A 16892-nucleotide genomic window follows, 5' to 3' on the forward strand; every position below is an offset into this window, starting at 1 on the left:
GCAGTCGTCACGCGTTCACCGAGTGCGCCACCCCCGTTCGCGGTGCGGGCGGGTGGGCCGGCCCGCCGAAGCCGTGGGCCGAGCCGTTCCCGGTGACTCCGCGCCCGTCGTCGACGATCTCCACGGACAGTTCCTCGTCTCCGTAATCGATGGCCACCCGGCAATGTCCGGTGCCTGCGTGGCGGATCACGTTGGTCAGCGCCTCCTGAACGATGCGGTAGGCGGACAGGTCGATGCCGACCGGCACAGGACACTGCTCCCCGCTGCAGCGCACGTCGACGCGTACCCCCGCGCCCGCGCTGCCGCCAGCCGTTCGATGTCTGCCAGCCCCGGCGAGGGTGCGAGCGGTGACTGCTTGCCGTCGCGCCCCGGTCGGCCTGACGGAGCGACACCAGCGTGCGCCGAAGGCCCGACAGGGTCTCTCTGCTGGTGGCCTCGATGGCGCGCAGGGCCTCGCGCGCCTGCGCTGGTTGGGTCTGGATGACCCGGCTGCCCACACCGATGAATGGCGATGATGCCGATGCTGTGCGCGACCATGTCGTGCAGCTCCCGTTGCGATCCGCAGCCGTTCGGCAGTCACGGCCTCGTGGCTGCATAGCCTTCAACGGGCTCTGGCCCACTTCTTGTGGGCGCGTACGCAGGGTGACCGTTGATCTTCGCGTGATGCCGGTCGAGTTCGCCCGAAAATCGCCCGGCTGGACGGCGGTGTGGTCGACAGTCCTTCGCCGTGAACGAAGTGCTGCCACAGCTGGATGAGCTGTTGTTCTCCTCGGTCGAGGGCGTGTTGGTGGGGTCGGTCGAGGTGACCGATACGGCCATCCGGATCGAGGCTCGTACGACCGCAGGGCGGGCGGCCTGCCCGGGGCGCGGGTGCTGGTTGGGCCGAATACATGGCTCCTACCTGCGATTTCCGCATGACCTGCCGACAGCGGGCAGGCTCGTCGTGGTGTCGTTACGTGTGCGGCGGTTCGTCTGCGCGGAGGACTGCTGCCCTCGCAAGACCTTCGCTGATCACCTCGCTTCCGGACCCCGCCGCCGCAGCACCCCGCGTGGTCGGCGTGGACGAGTACGCCCAGCGCAAGGGCCGTGTCTACGGAACCGTGCTCGTCGACGTCGAGACACGTCGGCCGGTCGACCTCCTTCCCGACCGGGAGGCGGACACGCTCGCCGGCCTGGCATCGAGATCATCTGCCGTGACCGGGTCACCTTCTTCGCCGAAGGAGCCACCCGCGGAGCGCCCCACAGGCCCTCCAGGTCGCCGACCGATGGCATCTCTGGCACAACCTGGGAGAAGCCGCCGAGAAGTGCGTCTACCGGCACCGCGGCTGCTTGCGCCCCACGCCGACTCAGCCGGAGCAACCGCAGGAAGAGGCGGAGCCGACCGCGTCGTCGCCCTGGCCGACAGGACACCGGTTCGCCGAACGCACCCGCGCCAAGCACGCCACTATTCACGCTCTCCTCGCCGCCGGTCACAGCAAGCGGTCCGTCGCCCGGCAGCTCGGCATGACTCTCAACACCATCTTGCGCTTCTCCCGCGCCACAACTCCGGAGGACATGTTCACCGGTCAGTGGCAAAGCCGTGCGACCAGGCTCGACGACTAGCTTTACCTCGATCAGCGCTGGCAGGAAGGCTGCACCAACGCCTGGAAACTGTGGGAGGAGATCAAGGAACAGGGCTATCCACGCGGATACGCAAGCGTCCGCGATTACGTCAGCAGGACCCTTCGCGGCAAGCCCCAACCGGTCGGCCCCCGGCCACCATCCGCCCGCGCCGTCCCCGCTGGATCCTCACCCATCCCGACGCCCTACCTGAAAGCGACCGGATCCAGCTCAAAGCCGCCCTGGCCAACTGCCCCGAACTGACGGCACTCGCCGAACACGTGCACTCCTTCGCCCACATGCTCACGCACCTGCACGGCGACCAGCTCCCCGAATGGATCGAAGCGGCCAGCGCCACCACCGAACTGCCCAGCCTCCGCCGCATCGCTCAGCACCTCCTGCGCGATCTCGACGCTGTCACCGCCGGCCTCACCTTGCCCTGGAACTCCGGCGTGGTGGAGGGCCATGTCAACAGGATCAAGATGCTCAAGCGTCAGATGTTTGGCCTCGCAGGATTCGAACTCCTGCGCAAGCGCGTCCTGCTCTACCCATAGATCCCAGGTCAGGAGTCGTCCTCAACGAGTCCAAAACCATCAGGGAAACCCTCCAAGAACTCGCGGCGCGAAGGATTGGCCTCCTCTGCAGCCATCGAACCCAGTAGGTCGATGAACTCGCTTCGCTGATCACTCGACAGCTGTGTCACCACATGGGCGACACCCTCCAAGACCTTCACCGCGTCATCCGGATCCATCTGCTCGTCCGTGCACCCCTCAACGAACCAGAGGACATCGACCAAAGACTCCGCCAGAGCGCGGGTCAGCGACGGGTACACAGGCATCGGAACGATCTCCCACAGGCAGCCGATAGAGAGCGGCCATCTCACCACATGCCTCTGACATCACTGTCGGTGAGCCCTCCACAGAAAGTGGCCCAGAGCCAAGTTCCACCGACAACACCACACCGGACACGGAATTAGCCAACAGGATCGGCACTGGCAGCGCTCCTTGCGGTGACACCGCTCGCGGGCGCCGACCAGACCCAGACCGTCGCCTGCTGCGGCGTCACGCCGCCCGGCCAACCGTAGAGGTCGCTCGCCAGCAGTAGAAGGGCTGGACCAGGTTTTACTTCAACGAGGAGATGTGATGCGCAAAGCTGTACTTGGCCTGCTCGTGGCACTGGCCGCGCTGTTCGCGGTAGCCCCCTTCGCCGACGCCGATCAGACCGAAACTGCTTCCTGCTGCGGCGGGCCCGGCCACCCGTAAAGGGTGTCCCCGTTTGGAATGAGTTCTGTGTGAGGGCTCGTCAGTTCACTGGCGAGCCCTTCTCTCTTGGTCCGTGCGGGCGGTGACACGGCAGCCCCCCGCACGGTGGGGCTGCTCGCCTTCTGCGACGTCCTCCGCGACCGCCGGCGCACGAGCGGGACGGGCTGCCAGCTGGCGGTCGAGGGCGGCGCGCTTCGAGTCGGCCCGCTGTTACTCACTTTCAGGTGACGGACCGAACCCAGCAGGGTGGCGCACGGTGGCGGATCGGCGGCGTTCTTCCGAACGAAGGGAGAGCGGGCCCGCCAGTAGACTGACGGGCCCTCATACGCCGAGCTAGCAATGATCGCCCATCACGGCTGGCCGGGCGTGCCGCCGCAGCAGGCGACGGTGTCGGTCTGGTCGGCGCTGGCCAGGGGCGTCACGGCGAGCACCGCTGCCAGTGCCACGAGCACGCCGAGTACGGCTTTGCGTACTTTCTCCTCCTGATCGTCGGAATCCGGTACCGCGAAGCGGTCACTGATTCAGATGCGCGAAACAGAGGCCTGGTTGTACGGGAGTTGTGGCTCATGCAGGAGCGCACCTGCGTCTGGTAGGTCCCAAGGGAGAACTCCAGAGCCGCACCGGTCTCGCCGACCGCACGGTGGCCTCAACAGCCAGAGCACAGCCATCCCAAGTCCGGGCCCCGGCGCCATCGCACGGGCGCGCCCGTCTGTTCCCCGGTCGGGAGCCGTCTTGCCGGTCGGCCGCCGCCGTGGCAGTGCTGGCCTTCGCGGGCGCGGACGCGCTCGGACGTGCAGGGTCCGGACGTTCGCAGCCTGCACCCGTGGGCGGTCGCGATCAGCATTGGTGCGATCCCAGCGCAGCTTCGTGCCGTACGCGGGAGCGTCGGGGGTGACGTCCAGGCGGCCGGTGTCCGAGTCGAACTTCATGGCTTGGCCGCGCCCGGCGAGTTCGGGCGCGGCCGCGGCGAGGATCTCGTCGAACTGGGCCAGGAGGCTGCTGCCGGTGGCCGGGGCGGCCATGCCCCGCTCGGTCATCATCATGCCGATCGCCGCACCGAGCCCGAGTGGCTCCCGGCCGACACGGCATCCGAGATTTCGCCACCGTCGCTGACCGTCTCAACCGCCGCACGCGCAAGGCGCTCGGCTGGGAACCCCAGCCGAGCGCCTGCAGAAACGGCTTACTGGCTGGACAACTGACCGCGTGTGGCTAGGACCGTCAGAGGTCTCCCGAGAGCCACCTGGCCTATGGCTGGTGTGCCGACGGATCAGCAGTTGCGGATGGACCAAACGGCATCCCAGTTGATGTCGTGCAAGATGCCGCCGTCAGCCGGGGCACTGACCAGGACGTTGCCGCTCTGGCCGTAGATGCTTGCCGTGGCGTTGCCGGTCTGCTGGTTGTAGTAGGCGCCCCCGCCGAGCCAGTTCGACACGGAGTAGCGCCGACAAGCGAAGAGGAAGAAGATCTTCCAGTCACTCGTCGTCGGGTCCCACACGGCGGCGCAGAAGTTCCCGTCGCCACAGCTGAACGAGCCGCCCGCCGGTACGTGCTGCGTATTGACCGCCGGGGAGATTCCCGGGGAAGCCGCGGCGAGGGAGACCTCGCCCTGGGCATCCGACGGGGCGGGCGGGGCGATGAGCAGGTTGGTCGCGGCGCCAGGCGAGGGCGACGCGGCCTGTGCGGGGCCTGCGGCGAACACGGCCGCCAGGGCCAGAATCAGGGCGCCGAGGACGCCAAGGACAGAACGCTGGGCACGTGCTGTGCGCATTCGTTGAACCCCCTGGTTGTTGGTGCGTACCTCAAGGCTGTTACCGCTGCCTTCTCCTGCGCCACACGCTGAAGCAGTGCCTTAAACGGAGGGCCGCACACCGTCGAGGAGAGCGAGGCCCGTGGACGTGCTGGTGTGCAGGACGTGTCTGCCACTGCGCAGGCTCACCAGCAGGCCGGCGCGGCGCAGGACGGCGGTGTGCTGGCTGACAGCCGCACTGGATATATCTAGGCGTATGGCGAGCTCACCGGTTGTTGCCCCCATGACAACGTTCTCCAGGATGGCGGCGCGGGTACGGCCGATGAGCGCTCCCAACGGCATGTTGCCTTTGGTGTCGGAGCTCTCGACGGCCCAGCCGAGCGTGTGCTGGATGGGGTACACCAGGACGGGCGTCAGCGTGCCGTCGGCGACTGTGACTGGCCTTCGCAGACAGAAGAAGGACGGCTGGAGCAGCAGTCCCCGCCCACCCAGGTAGACATTTCGCTGGACCGGGTAGTCCGCCTCCAGCACAGGCGGATGCCAGCGCAACACGGGACGGAATCCTGTCAGCAGACCGTCGACGCCGCCGTCCAGTACCGACCGGGCACGTATGACCCGGTCGGCGTCCACATGGGCCCGGATCTGCGCCCAGAACGGGCCGAGTGTGCTGTGGTACTGAGCCTGCAGGGCGGAGCCGAGGAGGCGGAGCGCCGCGGGCTCACCTTCGGCCAGAGCTCGAGTCAGTGGCGGCATCGGCCGTGAGCGATGCGCGGAGGCTGCAAGCAAGGCCAGATCGCGACGCAACCGAAGCCGGGGTGTCCCGAGCACGGTCTCGACCGCACCCGCCAAGTCGAAGGAGCCTTGCAGATCGGGTGTGAGGAAGTCTGGTGAGTACCCCTTGGGCGGCAGTAGAGCGGCCAGCAGGCTGTGTGCCCGCCCCATCCGCGGCCGTACGAGCGTGCGCCATTGCCCGAACAGCAACGGCGCGTCCTTGCTGATCAGCGCTTGGAAACTGTTGGTGATCTCCCACAGGGGATCCGGGGCGGCCGCCACGCGTACGCGTGCGAGGTCGTCAGCGGTGAAGTGAACCCGCAGCATGAGGTCTCCGATGGTGGTCGGTCACCGGACGGGACGGAGTGATCACCACGACAGTGACCGACCACACCTTCACGGGACAAGGAGGCATTCAGACGCGCACAACATGGCGCGGCATCCACTCCGACTCACCGCCCCGACGACCTGGACGCCCTCACCTGGGCAGCCGAGCAACGCCACCGGGATGCAACGGGCCCACCACCTTCGACTCCGCGCCGCCGCCCGCGGCAGCACCGGCGCCGTGCGCCACGAGCTTCACGCGACGGCGGAGGCCCCTCGGCACCAGGGTCAGCCGACCAACTCGGCGCGGTGGGCCGCGAAGCAGTCGGATCTACGGCCGCGCGGCGTGACCGCGGAGCCCGAGCCTTGTGATCGTGCGGCGGAGCGCGGTGCGGATCGCCTGCGTTGTCGACGGGTCGAGCGGTGCGGAGAGGTGGTCGATCTCCAGACCCGCGACGACCGAGAGAATGATCTCTGCGTCTGTCTCGGGATCGTCCGAGCCCAGCCGGGCCGCGACGTGACTGACCTGGATCTGCAGCGCCTGGCGCCATGCCCGCGAGACGCGCGCGAGATCCGGCCTACGGGTTGCTTCGATCAGGAACTCGTACTCCGCGACCAGCCTCGTTCGTGCCTCGGTCAGTCCGTGCTGGATGAACGCCGTGAGGTGCTCGGCGACGTCGTCGGCGTGGTCGCCGTCCTCTACACCCGCGAAAGCCGCGAGGACCCGGTCCGCCTCCCGGCGGGTGTGCAGCTCGAACGCCTCGAGGATCAGATCGTCCTTGGTCTTGAAGTAGTAGCCGAGAGCTCCGAGCGGCAGTCCCGCTTGCGTCGCGATGGCACGCATGGAGAGCCCTGTGAGCCCTTTGTCCCCGATGACCTGCAGGGCTGCTTCAAGGATGGCCGCTTTGCGGACCCCACCGCGCTCGGTCAGTACAGGGGTGTCTCGTCGGTGGGCGGATCCGCCGGGCCGGCTCATGTCTTTCCTCGTCCTCTTCACCTGTGGGTGACCGTCGGGCGTCGCACGACGGCAGTGCATGGCGCAGTGGCCGCACGGCAGCAATCGCGGAGCAGCCCGCCTGAGCGGTGAGGCTGTCGCAGCGTACCACCCCAGAGATAAATTGAACGAACGTACAACTCACGCTGAGGCCGAATGTGCAGGTAGCCAGGCATTGCCAGAACTCAACCACTGTCCCTACTGTGACGAACGTCCAACTCAGTCACGCCATCGAGCGTCCAGGGATCCGAGGGTGAGCACCACATGAACCCGACCAACGCCGACGGCCGGCCCGTCGCGATCGTCACCGGGGTCGGCAGTGCGTCCGGCATCGGCTTCGCCTGCGCCAAGCGGTTGGCCGACGACTTCTCACTGCTGATCACCTCGACCACCGCGCGGATCCATGAGCGGGTGGCCGAGCTGGCGGGAGGCTGCCCGGTCCATGGGGTCGCGGGCGATCTCACCGATCCCCGGTTCGCCGAGTCGGTGGTGGCCGAGGCACTGGACGCCTTCGGCCGGATCGACGTTCTCGTCAACAACGCCGGCATGGTCTCGGTCGCCGAGCCCGAAGACCCGTCCAGCCTCGCGACGGCATCCGACGAGCAGTGGCGTTCGGCCCTCTCGCGGAACCTCGACACCGCCTTCTACATGACCCGCGCCGCGCTCCAGCCGATGCTCAGTCGCGGGTACGGCCGGGTGGTGAACATGGCGTCGCTGTCCGGTCCGGTGATGGCCTACAGGGGCGACGTCGCCTATCACACGGCCAAGGCCGGCCTGATCGGTCTCACCCGCTCGGCAGCCATGGACACGGCGTCGCGGGGCGTCACGGTCAACGCCGTCGCCCCCGGCTGGATCGCGACCGGGGGGCTCGACGAGCACGTCGACGCTCTCGGGGCGGCAACGCCGGTGGGTCGCGCCGGGCGTCCCGACGAGGTGGCCGGACTGGTGGCCTTCCTGGCCTCGCCGGAGTCGTCCTACGTCACGGGACAACTGTTCGTGGTGGACGGCGGCAACTCCGTCCAGGAGGAGCGCGGACTGAGCCCGGCAGGCAACCCCTTGTCACTTTTCTCGCATGAGCCCCTTGCATACCCGTATGACCTTTAAGCCGCACTGCCCACTGCCCATTGCCCAGAGGAGCGAAGAATGGACCTGAACTATCTGTCGGCCGAGGAGATGCTGGGGGCCTTTCGGCGGCGCGAGCTGTCCCCGGTGGAGGTCCTGGACTCGCTGATCGAGCGGGTCTCCAAGACCAGCGAGGTCAATGCGGTCGCCGAGGAGATGTTCGACGAGGCTCACGAGGTCGCGCGGGCCGCCGAGGCCAGGTATGCGGGGAAGGGCCCTGCGCCCCGGGCGCTCGAAGGTGTCCCGGTCGCGGTGAAGGAGGAGATGCCGATCGCCGGCAGGTCCCATCGCCTCGGCTCCCTGCTGACCGAGGGCACCGTCGCGACGCAGACGCAGCCGATGGTCCAGCGGCTGATCGACGCCGGTGCGGTCCTGCACCTGCGGACCACGACGCCGGAGTTCTCGATCGCCGTGACCACCCACTCCGAGCTGTGGGGCGTCACACGCAATCCATGGAACCTCGACTACAGCCCCGGCGGTTCGTCGGGGGGCTCTGGTGCGGCACTGGCTGCCGGACTCGCGCCCCTGGCCACCGGCTCCGACATCGCGGGCTCCATCCGGGTTCCGTCGGCCCTGTGCGGCATCGTCGGGTTCCGGCCCCCCTACGGGCGGGTCCCGTCGCTGCCGCCGCTCAGTCTCGACACCTACTGTCAGGACGGGCCGATGGCCCGTACGGTCACCGACTGTGCTCTCTTCCAGAACGTGATCGCCGGGCCGGATCCCGTCGACCACGCCTCGGTGCCGGCTCCTCCACCGCTCCCGACGGCCTTCGGTTCGTGCGCGGGACTGAAGGTCGCGCTCGCGGTCACCATCGGTGACTTCCCCGTCGTCCCCGAGGCCACGGCCAACATCGAGCGCTTCGCGAGCGCTCTGCGGGACGCCGGAGCCGAGGTGATGCCGGTGGAGATCCCGATCAGCCGCCAGTCGATCATGGCCACCGCCATGGCGCACTACGGCACCCTTCTCGCGCCGTCCGTACGGGAGTGGGCGCCGGCCGACGACCCGGGGTGGTCCCGGAACGTCCTCGACGTCGTCGAGGCGTGCGAGGCGGCCCTGGAGAACCTCGGCGCGCTGGGGGTCGTGGAGGAGGAAGGCCGTATGAACGCGGTGCTCGCTGAAATCTTCCGCGACCACGACGCCCTCGTCTGCCCGACCATGGCCACCACCGGCTACCCGGCGGACGCCACCTTTGCGGAGTCCGTCGAGCTTGCCGAGGGCGTGCGGTTCGCCAACCTCGTGAGCCAGTGCCTGACCCAGCTCTTCAACATCGCGAGCCGGCACCCGGTCCTCAACGTGCCCTCGGGCCGCGCGGCCAACGGGGTGCCGACCGGCGTACAGATAGTCGCCCGGCCGTTCGACGATCTGACGGCGTTCCGCCTCGGGGCGGCCGCCGAAGCACGTCTCGGTCTCTGGAGCGACCCGGACTGGCGTCCGAAGCTGGCCCACCATGGCTGAGACGCAACGGTCTTCCACCGGCGAAGCCACGGTCGACGTCACCGTCTGCGCCGCCCCGTGCACCGGCCCGACCCTGTCGGAGCACGACGCGACCCGCCTCCTTCGTGAGGAATGGGGAATCAACGGCCGGCTCACCGACCTGGGCAGCACACAGGACCAGATCATGCTGGTCGAGAACGCCGGGGACGGGCGACGAAACGTCCTGAGGGCGACCCTGGCCGACGGCGATGCCGAGACGGCCGACGCCGAACACCTGGCGATCCGTCACTTCCGGTCCCGGGATCCGGGTCTCGTGGTGCCGCAAGCCGTCCCGACGCTGCGGGACCATGACCTGGTCGACTTCAACGGGCTCCGCATACGGCTGCTGGACTGGGTTCCGGGCGCACCGCTGGGCTCCGCCGTGCACCTCTCGCCGAGGGCGCTGCGCTGCCTCGGCCGACTGGCCGCGAGATCGGTCACCGCACTTGCCGGGTTCGACCACCCCGGGCTGCACCGCCGCTCTCCATGGGATCCGCGCCACGCGGTCAGGACCGTGTCGGGCCTCACCGATCACTTCACGGACGTGGAGAACGCGCTCATCGAGCGGGCGCTCGCTCCGGTCGCCGAGCTCATCGCCGGGGATTCCGCCGGGCGACTGCCGGAACAGGCCGTGCACACCGACATCCACGAGCACAACGTGGTCGGTGACTTCGATGCCGACGGAGAGTTCGTGCCGACCGGGATCATCGACTTCGGTGACCTGGTGTGGACGTGGCGGGCCGGCGAGATCGCGACGCCGATGCTGGCCGCCGTCGCGCGTGCTCCCGAGGACCCGTTGGGAGCGGCGCTGCCCGTCCTCGCCGGTTACCTCGAGCGGCAGTCGTTGTCCGGGGCAGAGGCGGACGCGCTCTGGACGCTGGTCCGCGCGCGTGCCGTGCTCTGCGCGGCGCTCCAGACCCTCGCGTCGCAACAGGATCCGGACGACGAGGGGGCGGCCGAGGTCGCCGCCGAGGACTGGCGGGCGTTGCACGCCGTGCTGGAGACCGATCCGGCGCTCGCGACGGCGGTGGTGCGCCAGGCCTGCGGCTTCGGCGCGCCGGAGACCGACCTGGCCGATCTCGTCGCCCGGCAGTCGCCGAGCCCGATCCTGCGCGACCAGGAGTTCGGTCAGCTCCGGCCGGTCGATCTGAGCGTCGAGTCGGAGCTGTTCTCGGCGGGCAACTGGCTGGATGACGCGGCCTTCCCCTCGCTCGGATCCGACACGGAGACGGCTGTCGGGCGCTTCGACGAGGTCCGCCTCGGTCGGCCGGACCTCGCGGACCACGCGCCCGCCGCACTGCACCTGGGGGCTGATCTGTTCGTCCCCGTCGGCACGGAGGTCTTCGCCCCGTTCGACGCCACGGTGGTCCGGGCCGGGGCTCAAGCCGTCGTGTTGCAGAGCCGCGTCGACGCCACCACGTTCTTCGTCCGGCTCGCCGGAGTGGCCGCGCACTTCCCCGTCGGGCACACCGTGCGCCGTGGTGCCGAGGTCGCGGTGGTCGCGCCGACCGACGGCCCGCTGCCTGCCCACGTCCACGTCCAGCTGGGACTCTCACCCGACCTGCCGGGCCGCGGCAGGGTCCGGGACCGTGCGGCCCTCCTGACGCTCTGTGCGGACCCGTCGCCGCTGGTCGGGACGCCCACCCGGGCGGAGCACGGTAGGGCGGTGGAACGTGTGGATGAGCGGCGGGCGAAGTACGTGGCCGACGCCCAGTCGACGTACTTCGAGAATCCCGTGCAGATGGTCCGGGGCTGGCGGCACTGGCTCTACGACAGCGCGGGCCGACCGTACCTCGACATGATCAACAACGTCGCGGTCGTCGGGCACTCCCACCCCGCGCTCACTTCGGCGGCGGCTCGGCAGATGGCGTTGCTCAACACCAACTCCCGCTTCCTGTACGACGCCATGGGCGAGTACGCGGAACGGCTCGCCGACACCCTGCCCGAGGAACTGCACACTTTCTTCTTCGTGAACTCGGGCAGCGAGGCCGTCGATCTCGCCGTCCAACTGGCCCGCGTCCACACCGCACGTCGCTCGGTGGTCGTCGTCGAAGGCTCCTACCACGGCTGGACCTCGGACGTGTTCGCGTTGGACACGCTTCCCCATGACCGCCCGCGTTGGCGCGAGGAACTCGGCGCACACGTCCACGTCGCCGAGACGCCCGACCCGTACCGGGGACGGCACGGTGCGCGCGCGGAGCCGTATGTGGAGTCCGTGCGGCGAGCCTGCGCCGAAGCCGGCCCGGGCGGTGGCGTGGCCGCGTTCGTGTCCGAGCCCTTGCTCGGCAGCCAGGGAGGAATCGTTCCGCCTCCGGGATACCTGGCCGGGGCCTACGCCGCCGTGCGCGAGGCGGGCGGGGTGTGCATCGCCGACGAGATCCAGGTCGGGATGGGACGGACCGGTCCGGCCTTCTGGGCGTTCGAAGGTCAGGGCGCGACCCCCGACATCGTCGCCGCGGCGAAGGCGACCGGCAACGGACATCCCCTCGGTGTCGTGGCGTGCCGGGCCGAGATCGCGGCGGAGTTCGGCCGACGAGCCGGGTTCTTCTCCTCCACCGGCGGTGGCCCGGTCTCGTGCCGGATCGGTACGGCGGTCCTCGACGTCCTCCGTGACGAACGCCTGCCGGAGAACGCGCGCACGGTCGGCGCGTACCTAGACGGAGAGCTCGACACCCTGGCGGCGCGCTTCCCCGAGATCGGCGCCGTCCACGGGGAGGGCCTCTACCGCGGGGTCGACATCGTCGTACCGGGCAGCGACAAGGAGCCGGCGCCCGCCGCCGCAAGCCAGATGTGCGAACGCATGCTCGAACTCGGTGTCGTCGTCCAGCCCACCGGAGTCGAGCTCAACGTCCTGAAGATCAAGCCGCCCCTCTGCTTCGACACAGCGGCCGCCGACTACTTCCTCGCCCAGTTCACCCGGGTGCTCGAGGAGCGGGCGCAGTCCCGCACGGCCTCGGCCCGGTCGATTCACCGGCACCCCACGACCGGGCAAGGCCAGTGAAAGGAATGAGAGCCCGTGACCGGAACGCCCGCCTCTGAAGCCGGGATCGAACTGCACCACGTCGATCCGGTGCCCGAATCCCACCGGCGAGGGCGCCCCCGCGATCTCTTCCACGTGTGGTTCGCCTCCAACCTCAACGTCGGCAACGCCATCTTCGGCGCGATCATCTACTCGGTCTGCCGCAACATCCCGCTGGCGCTGCTCGCCGCCGTCATCGGCAACCTGGTCGGGACCGTCCTCATGGCCCTGCACTCGATCCAGGGTGCCAGGTTGGGGATTCCGCAACTGATCCAGAGCCGCGGCCAGTTCGGCTACCTCGGCGCCCTGGTGCGCGTCGTGGTGGGATCCGTCATGTATGTCGGGTTCACGGTCTCGGTCTCGCTCGCGGGCGGTATCGCGCTCAAGGTGGCCACGGACGGCGGGATCCCGCTGCCCCTGGCCACGTCATTGGTCGCCGCGCTGAGCGTGCTGCCCGCACTGATGGGCAACCGGGCCATCCATGTCGTCGCCCGCTACGCGACGTGGCCGCTCACCGTCAGCCTGATCGTCTCAGCGGCTACACGCTCGTCCGAGGGGATGGCGTGGCGGTGACGTCCGGTCCGGTGTCGCTCGCGTCGTTCCTCGCCGGCACCGGGGTCGCCGTGACGTTTGCGCTCACCTACGCGACGGCCGTCTCGGACTACTCGCGCTACCTGCCGAGCGACGCGTCAGGCCGGGCGGTCTTCTGGTGGACGGCGGCCGGGGTGTTCCTGTCCTCCACCTTCTGCTGCGTCATCGGTGTGCTGCTCGCGGCCAAGTTCGCGGCCGCGGACGTCTTCCAGAGCGCCAGTGCCGCGCTCGGCGGGGGCGCCCTCGCGGCCGTCGTCCTGGTGGTGACCGCCCTGGGCCTGGCCGTGACGAACATGCTGAACCTCTACGGCGGGATGCTGAACCTGATCACCGGCCTATCGACCTTCGTCAAGATCCCGAACTCGTTCAGGACCCGTGCGGCGATGATGCTGCCGACCCTCGTCATCGGCCTGGGCCTGGCCGTCACGGCGTCGCGGGACTTCACCGGCAACCTGACGGCGTTCCTGTCGTTCCTGCTCCTGCTGCTCATTCCCTGGGGAGCGGTGAACCTCGTGGACTTCTACCTCGTCCAGCACGGAGAGTACGACGTCCCCGGCATGTACGTCCGCAGCGGAAAGTACTGGAGCGATCCGGCCACGTGGACCCACAACGGGGTCAACCTCAAGGTCCTCATCGCCTTCCTGATCGGCGTGGTGTCCGGCATCCCGGCCATGAGCAACGCCTGGTACGTCGGGCCCGTCGCGCGACAGTTCTCGGTCGTCTACCTGGCGCTCGTCCGCGTCGGCCGCCACCCCCAGGAGGAGTCGTTCACGGCAGTCGCGCACCGGCACCGGACATCTCCTTTGTGAACCGAGCCCGCAGCACCACGCGCCCATGCCTGACCTGTGGTTCTGGCCCGCCGGAGCCAGGCGCCGATGACAAACCGGGCATCGTCGGCCACCTCCGCCGGCCGAATCCGGACCTCGTGTCCGTTCGTCTCGTTGGGTGCCTGGCGTCGTCGGTCGAGGGTGCGGGCACATCTGCCCGGATTGCGGCGGCGGGCTGGAAGCGGTTCACACCTCCGCACTCCCCCACCGGGGCCGTGGCTCCCGGCCACGGCCCCGGTGGACGTGTTCGGCCCGTCCGGTGTCGGTGATGCGGAAGGTCAGGTGCGCGCCGCGGGGTGTGTCCTGGACCGTCAGGGTGCCTCCGTGGGCGGTGGCGATGTCGCGGGCGATGGCGAGGCCGAGTCCGGATCCGCCCGCGTCGCGGGCCCGGGCCTCGTCCAGTCGGTGGAAGCGCTGGAACACCCGCTCGCGGGAGGCCGCCGGGATGCCCGGGCCGTCGTCGATGACGTCCAGTCCGTCGGCCGTGACCTTGATGGTGATCTGGGAGGCGGCGTGACGGATCGCGTTGGCGACGAGATTGGCTACCATGCGTTCCAGGTGAGCGCGGGATCCGGTCACGATGACGTCGGACTCCAGCTCCAGCGCGATCTTCACGGAGGCCGGGCGGGCGGCGGCCTCGGCCGCCACCTGAGCCAGATCGACATCGGTGCCGATCAGCGGTTCGCCGCCGTCGAGTCGAGCCAGGAGCAGCAGATCACCGGTCAGCTCCTTGATGCGGGCCACGTCGGTCAGGGCTTCGGTGACGAGGTCGGGTGCCTGCGTCATCCCGAGTTCGAGTCGGGCGCTCAGCGTGGCGACGGGGTTGCGCAGTTCGTGGGCAGCGTCGGCGACGAACTGCTTGTGCCGATCGACCGCGGACTCCAGCTGGCCCAGGGTGACGTTCATGGTCCGGGCCAGGCGTGCCACCTCGTCGCGGGTGACAGGCTCGGGCACGCGCCGGTGGAGGTTCTTGGCGGTGATGTCGGCGAAGGTGGCCCTGATCGATTCCACGGGGGCCAGCACCCTGCCCATCAACTGCCATGTCATGACGGCCATCAGCACCACCAGCGCCGGGACACCCACCAGGAGCAACTGTTCGAGCATGTCGAGGGCGTTGCGGACGGGGGCCAGCGAGACCCGGGCCTTCACCGTCACTGGGCCGTCGATGGTGTCCACGACCGTGCTGGCGGTCGCGTAGCCGTCGGCCAGGACCACCTTCTCCTCGCCCGCCTCGGCGCTGGTCTCGCTCTTGTGCGGTGTCGGCGTCGCGCTGCCGTCCTCGCCGGGTGGAGCCGCGTCGAGGAGCGGGTCCTCCTTGAGTACGGCGGCACTGGCCCTGACCTTCCGGGCGGCCTCCTCGGCCACGCCGCCTTCCAGACTGTCGTGCATCGTGAGAATCAGCACGAGGGAGGCCGCGGTCAGTACCGTGGCGACGATGACGGTCGCGGCCAGGGTCACCCGCATCCGCACCGACAGCCGGTTCACGGAAGCTCCAGAAGATAGCCGCTGCCTCGCACGGTCGTCAGGGTGCGGACGGCGAACGGTACGTCGATCTTGCGGCGCAGGGCACTGATGTAGACCTCGACGATGTTGGGATCGCCCTCGAAGGCGAAATCCCAGGCGTGCTGAAGCAGTTCCGCCTTGGTGACCACTTGGCCGGCCCGGCGGGCCAGCAGGTTCAGCACCGCGAACTCCTTGGGAGTGAGCGCGATGTGAACACCGCCGCGCCGGGCGCACGTCGCCGCCGGGTCCACCTGCAGATCGCCCACCTCGATGACGGCGGGCCGTTCCTGCGCCCCGCGGCGGACCAGGGCCCGCAGTCGCGCCAGCAGCACCGCGAAGGAGAACGGTTTGGCCAGGTAGTCGTCCGCGCCGCTGTCCAGCGACTGGACCTCGTCGAGTTCACCGTCCATCGCGGTCAGCATCATGATCGGTGTCCAGTTGCCGGATTCGCGCAACTTCCGGCACACGGCGAAGCCGTTGAGGCCCGGCAGCATCACGTCCAGCACGATCGCGTCGTACCGGTGCTCACCGGCCATCCAGACGGCCTCGGATCCATCACCGACCACGTCCACGGCGAAACCCTTGCCCACAAGTCCGGACTTGATGACGTCGGCGAGTCGTTGTTCGTCCTCGACCAGAAGCAGGCGCATCCGGTCAGTTTCCGCCATCCGAGCTGAAAAAATCCTGAAGATGGCCTTCAGAAGCGTTTCAGGCATCGCCCGGCACGCTTGCCGCCATGACAACGACCCCCTCAAGCTTCCGTGCCAGGCGTCTCACGGCGGCCGGCGCGCTCGCCGCCCTCGTGCTCACCGGATGCGGGACCAGCCAGGCCGCCATGGCCCCGGACCAGAACAACCCCACGTCGAAGGCCCTCTCCGGAGTCTGCGCTGCCTCCACGCAGCGAAACGGCATCGTGCATTGCACGAGACTCTTTCCGGGAAAGAAGCCGATCCGGCTGCCGAACGACCCGTCCGGCACACAGCGCTTCGGAGCCCTCAAGCGCGGCGGAACGACGTTCCACACCCGCGGCGGCGACCTTCCGCTCGCCGCCGCCGTCGCCAAGCTGATGAAAGCGGACGCCGATGACGGCCGTACCGCCTACACGAACACGATCTACCTCGCGACGATCTCCCAGGCCACCGTCACCAAGATCAGGCCGGTCGCGGACATCGACGAGAACGCCGTCCTGCAGTCCGCCTTCGCCGACCGGGCCATGGAGGGCACCATCGGTGTCCGCACCCGACAGGGTGACTACGCCTCCCAGGCAACGCTCCCCGTCCGTATCGAACTCGCCAAGTCACCGGTCCACGGGGAACTGACCGGAAAGATCACCAACGCGACCAGGGCCGTCCGCGGCGCCAAGGGCTCCTGCCTCGCCCCGCTCAACCGCACCAAGGCGAATCCTCTCGTCGGAGAGTTCACCGCCAAGATCGTCCTTGAGCGGCACCCCTCCATGCATGCGGCGTTCGACGACGAACTCGTCCTTCGGTGGCACAACGGCGCAAGCAACATGGGCCGCGCGTACTACCCAAGTATCGCGACCCTGCTCGGCGGAGACCCTCTCGGCCGGACGTGGCAGGCAGGGCTCCACGGCACACCGACGGCCGGCCCGGACCTCAACCTTCGCCTCGTCAGCGGCGGCGGCGGAACCTGCTGACAC

General features: G+C 69.0%; 14 protein-coding genes. 7 read left to right on the top strand and 7 right to left on the bottom strand.

Annotated elements, in window-relative coordinates; translation table 11 throughout:
- Positions 1–7: 7 nt before the first annotated feature.
- Positions 8–247, bottom strand: a complete 240-nt coding sequence (locus ACFU5F_RS33835; RefSeq protein ID WP_383895747.1) for a sensor histidine kinase — start codon at positions 245–247, stop codon at positions 8–10.
- Between the two features lie 1018 nt (positions 248–1265).
- Between ACFU5F_RS33835 and ACFU5F_RS33840 the strand changes: the two genes are divergently transcribed.
- Positions 1266–2153, top strand: coding sequence for a transposase (locus ACFU5F_RS33840; RefSeq protein WP_383895797.1), 888 nt, complete (start codon positions 1266–1268; stop codon positions 2151–2153).
- An 8-nt stretch (positions 2154–2161) separates the two neighbouring features.
- Here ACFU5F_RS33840 and ACFU5F_RS33845 read toward each other — a convergent pair whose 3' ends face one another.
- The 4 genes from ACFU5F_RS33845 to ACFU5F_RS33860 all read right to left on the bottom strand — a co-directional run bounded on the left by ACFU5F_RS33845 (position 2162) and on the right by ACFU5F_RS33860 (position 6679).
- On the bottom strand, positions 2162–2437 hold the full coding sequence (locus ACFU5F_RS33845; RefSeq protein ID WP_383895748.1) for a hypothetical protein: 276 nt from the start codon (positions 2435–2437) through the stop codon (positions 2162–2164).
- A gap of 1691 nt (positions 2438–4128) precedes the next feature.
- Positions 4129–4629 carry a hypothetical protein gene (locus ACFU5F_RS33850; RefSeq protein WP_383895751.1) on the bottom strand — a complete coding sequence of 167 codons (501 nt, stop codon included), beginning with the start codon at positions 4627–4629 and terminating at the stop codon, positions 4129–4131.
- 81 nt (positions 4630–4710) lie between these two features.
- Entirely contained in the window at positions 4711–5706 is a 996-nt protein-coding gene (locus ACFU5F_RS33855; RefSeq protein ID WP_383895753.1) for an ArsR/SmtB family transcription factor, read from the bottom strand.
- Positions 5707–6034: 328 nt separating this feature from the next.
- Entirely contained in the window at positions 6035–6679 is a 645-nt protein-coding gene (locus tag ACFU5F_RS33860) for a TetR/AcrR family transcriptional regulator (RefSeq protein ID WP_383895756.1), read from the bottom strand.
- Between the two features lie 282 nt (positions 6680–6961).
- Between ACFU5F_RS33860 and ACFU5F_RS33865 the strand changes: the two genes are divergently transcribed.
- From ACFU5F_RS33865 to ACFU5F_RS33885, 5 genes are read left to right on the top strand one after another with little or no spacing between them, the layout of a single operon-like run.
- Positions 6962–7801, top strand: a complete 840-nt coding sequence (locus ACFU5F_RS33865) for an SDR family NAD(P)-dependent oxidoreductase (RefSeq protein ID WP_383895759.1) — start codon at positions 6962–6964, stop codon at positions 7799–7801.
- Positions 7802–7840: 39 nt separating this feature from the next.
- On the top strand, positions 7841–9274 hold the full coding sequence (locus tag ACFU5F_RS33870; RefSeq protein WP_383895761.1) for an amidase: 1434 nt from the start codon (positions 7841–7843) through the stop codon (positions 9272–9274).
- Positions 9267–12293, top strand: coding sequence for an aminotransferase (locus ACFU5F_RS33875; protein WP_383895763.1), 3027 nt, complete (start codon positions 9267–9269; stop codon positions 12291–12293). The genes ACFU5F_RS33870 and ACFU5F_RS33875 overlap by 8 nt, the downstream gene beginning before the upstream one ends.
- A gap of 15 nt (positions 12294–12308) precedes the next feature.
- A complete protein-coding gene (locus tag ACFU5F_RS33880; protein ID WP_383895765.1) occupies positions 12309–12884 on the top strand; it encodes a cytosine permease in 576 nt (191 codons plus the stop codon).
- Positions 12875–13711: a cytosine permease gene (locus ACFU5F_RS33885; RefSeq protein ID WP_383895768.1), complete on the top strand. Its 837-nt coding sequence runs from the start codon at positions 12875–12877 to the stop codon at positions 13709–13711. Before ACFU5F_RS33880 ends, ACFU5F_RS33885 begins: the two co-directional genes overlap by 10 nt.
- Before the next feature lie 204 nt (positions 13712–13915).
- Here the strand turns inward: ACFU5F_RS33885 and ACFU5F_RS33890 are convergent, their stop codons facing one another.
- Positions 13916–15214: an ATP-binding protein gene (locus ACFU5F_RS33890; protein ID WP_383895771.1), complete on the bottom strand. Its 1299-nt coding sequence runs from the start codon at positions 15212–15214 to the stop codon at positions 13916–13918.
- On the bottom strand, positions 15211–15882 hold the full coding sequence (locus ACFU5F_RS33895; RefSeq protein WP_383895774.1) for a response regulator transcription factor: 672 nt from the start codon (positions 15880–15882) through the stop codon (positions 15211–15213). The genes ACFU5F_RS33890 and ACFU5F_RS33895 overlap by 4 nt, the downstream gene beginning before the upstream one ends.
- Before the next feature lie 86 nt (positions 15883–15968).
- On the opposite strand from ACFU5F_RS33895, the gene ACFU5F_RS33900 reads away from it, so the two are divergent.
- Positions 15969–16889 carry a hypothetical protein gene (locus ACFU5F_RS33900; protein ID WP_383895777.1) on the top strand — a complete coding sequence of 307 codons (921 nt, stop codon included), beginning with the start codon at positions 15969–15971 and terminating at the stop codon, positions 16887–16889.
- Positions 16890–16892: the final 3 nt, after the last annotated feature.

The sequence above is a fragment of the Streptomyces sp. NPDC057438 genome (assembly GCF_042802995.1).
In the GTDB taxonomy this organism is placed as follows: domain Bacteria; phylum Actinomycetota; class Actinomycetes; order Streptomycetales; family Streptomycetaceae; genus Streptomyces.

Coding starts and splice junctions, on each gene's coding strand:
- ACFU5F_RS33840 (WP_383895797.1), top strand. CDS start 1,266: ATGGCATCTCTGGCACAACCTGGGAGAAGCCGCCGAGAAGTGCGTCTA.
- ACFU5F_RS33845 (WP_383895748.1), bottom strand. CDS start 2,437: ATGCCTGTGTACCCGTCGCTGACCCGCGCTCTGGCGGAGTCTTTGGTC.
- ACFU5F_RS33850 (WP_383895751.1), bottom strand. CDS start 4,629: ATGCGCACAGCACGTGCCCAGCGTTCTGTCCTTGGCGTCCTCGGCGCC.
- ACFU5F_RS33855 (WP_383895753.1), bottom strand. CDS start 5,706: ATGCTGCGGGTTCACTTCACCGCTGACGACCTCGCACGCGTACGCGTG.
- ACFU5F_RS33860 (WP_383895756.1), bottom strand. CDS start 6,679: ATGAGCCGGCCCGGCGGATCCGCCCACCGACGAGACACCCCTGTACTG.
- ACFU5F_RS33865 (WP_383895759.1), top strand. CDS start 6,962: ATGAACCCGACCAACGCCGACGGCCGGCCCGTCGCGATCGTCACCGGG.
- ACFU5F_RS33870 (WP_383895761.1), top strand. CDS start 7,841: ATGGACCTGAACTATCTGTCGGCCGAGGAGATGCTGGGGGCCTTTCGG.
- ACFU5F_RS33875 (WP_383895763.1), top strand. CDS start 9,267: ATGGCTGAGACGCAACGGTCTTCCACCGGCGAAGCCACGGTCGACGTC.
- ACFU5F_RS33895 (WP_383895774.1), bottom strand. CDS start 15,882: ATGCGCCTGCTTCTGGTCGAGGACGAACAACGACTCGCCGACGTCATC.
- ACFU5F_RS33900 (WP_383895777.1), top strand. CDS start 15,969: ATGACAACGACCCCCTCAAGCTTCCGTGCCAGGCGTCTCACGGCGGCC.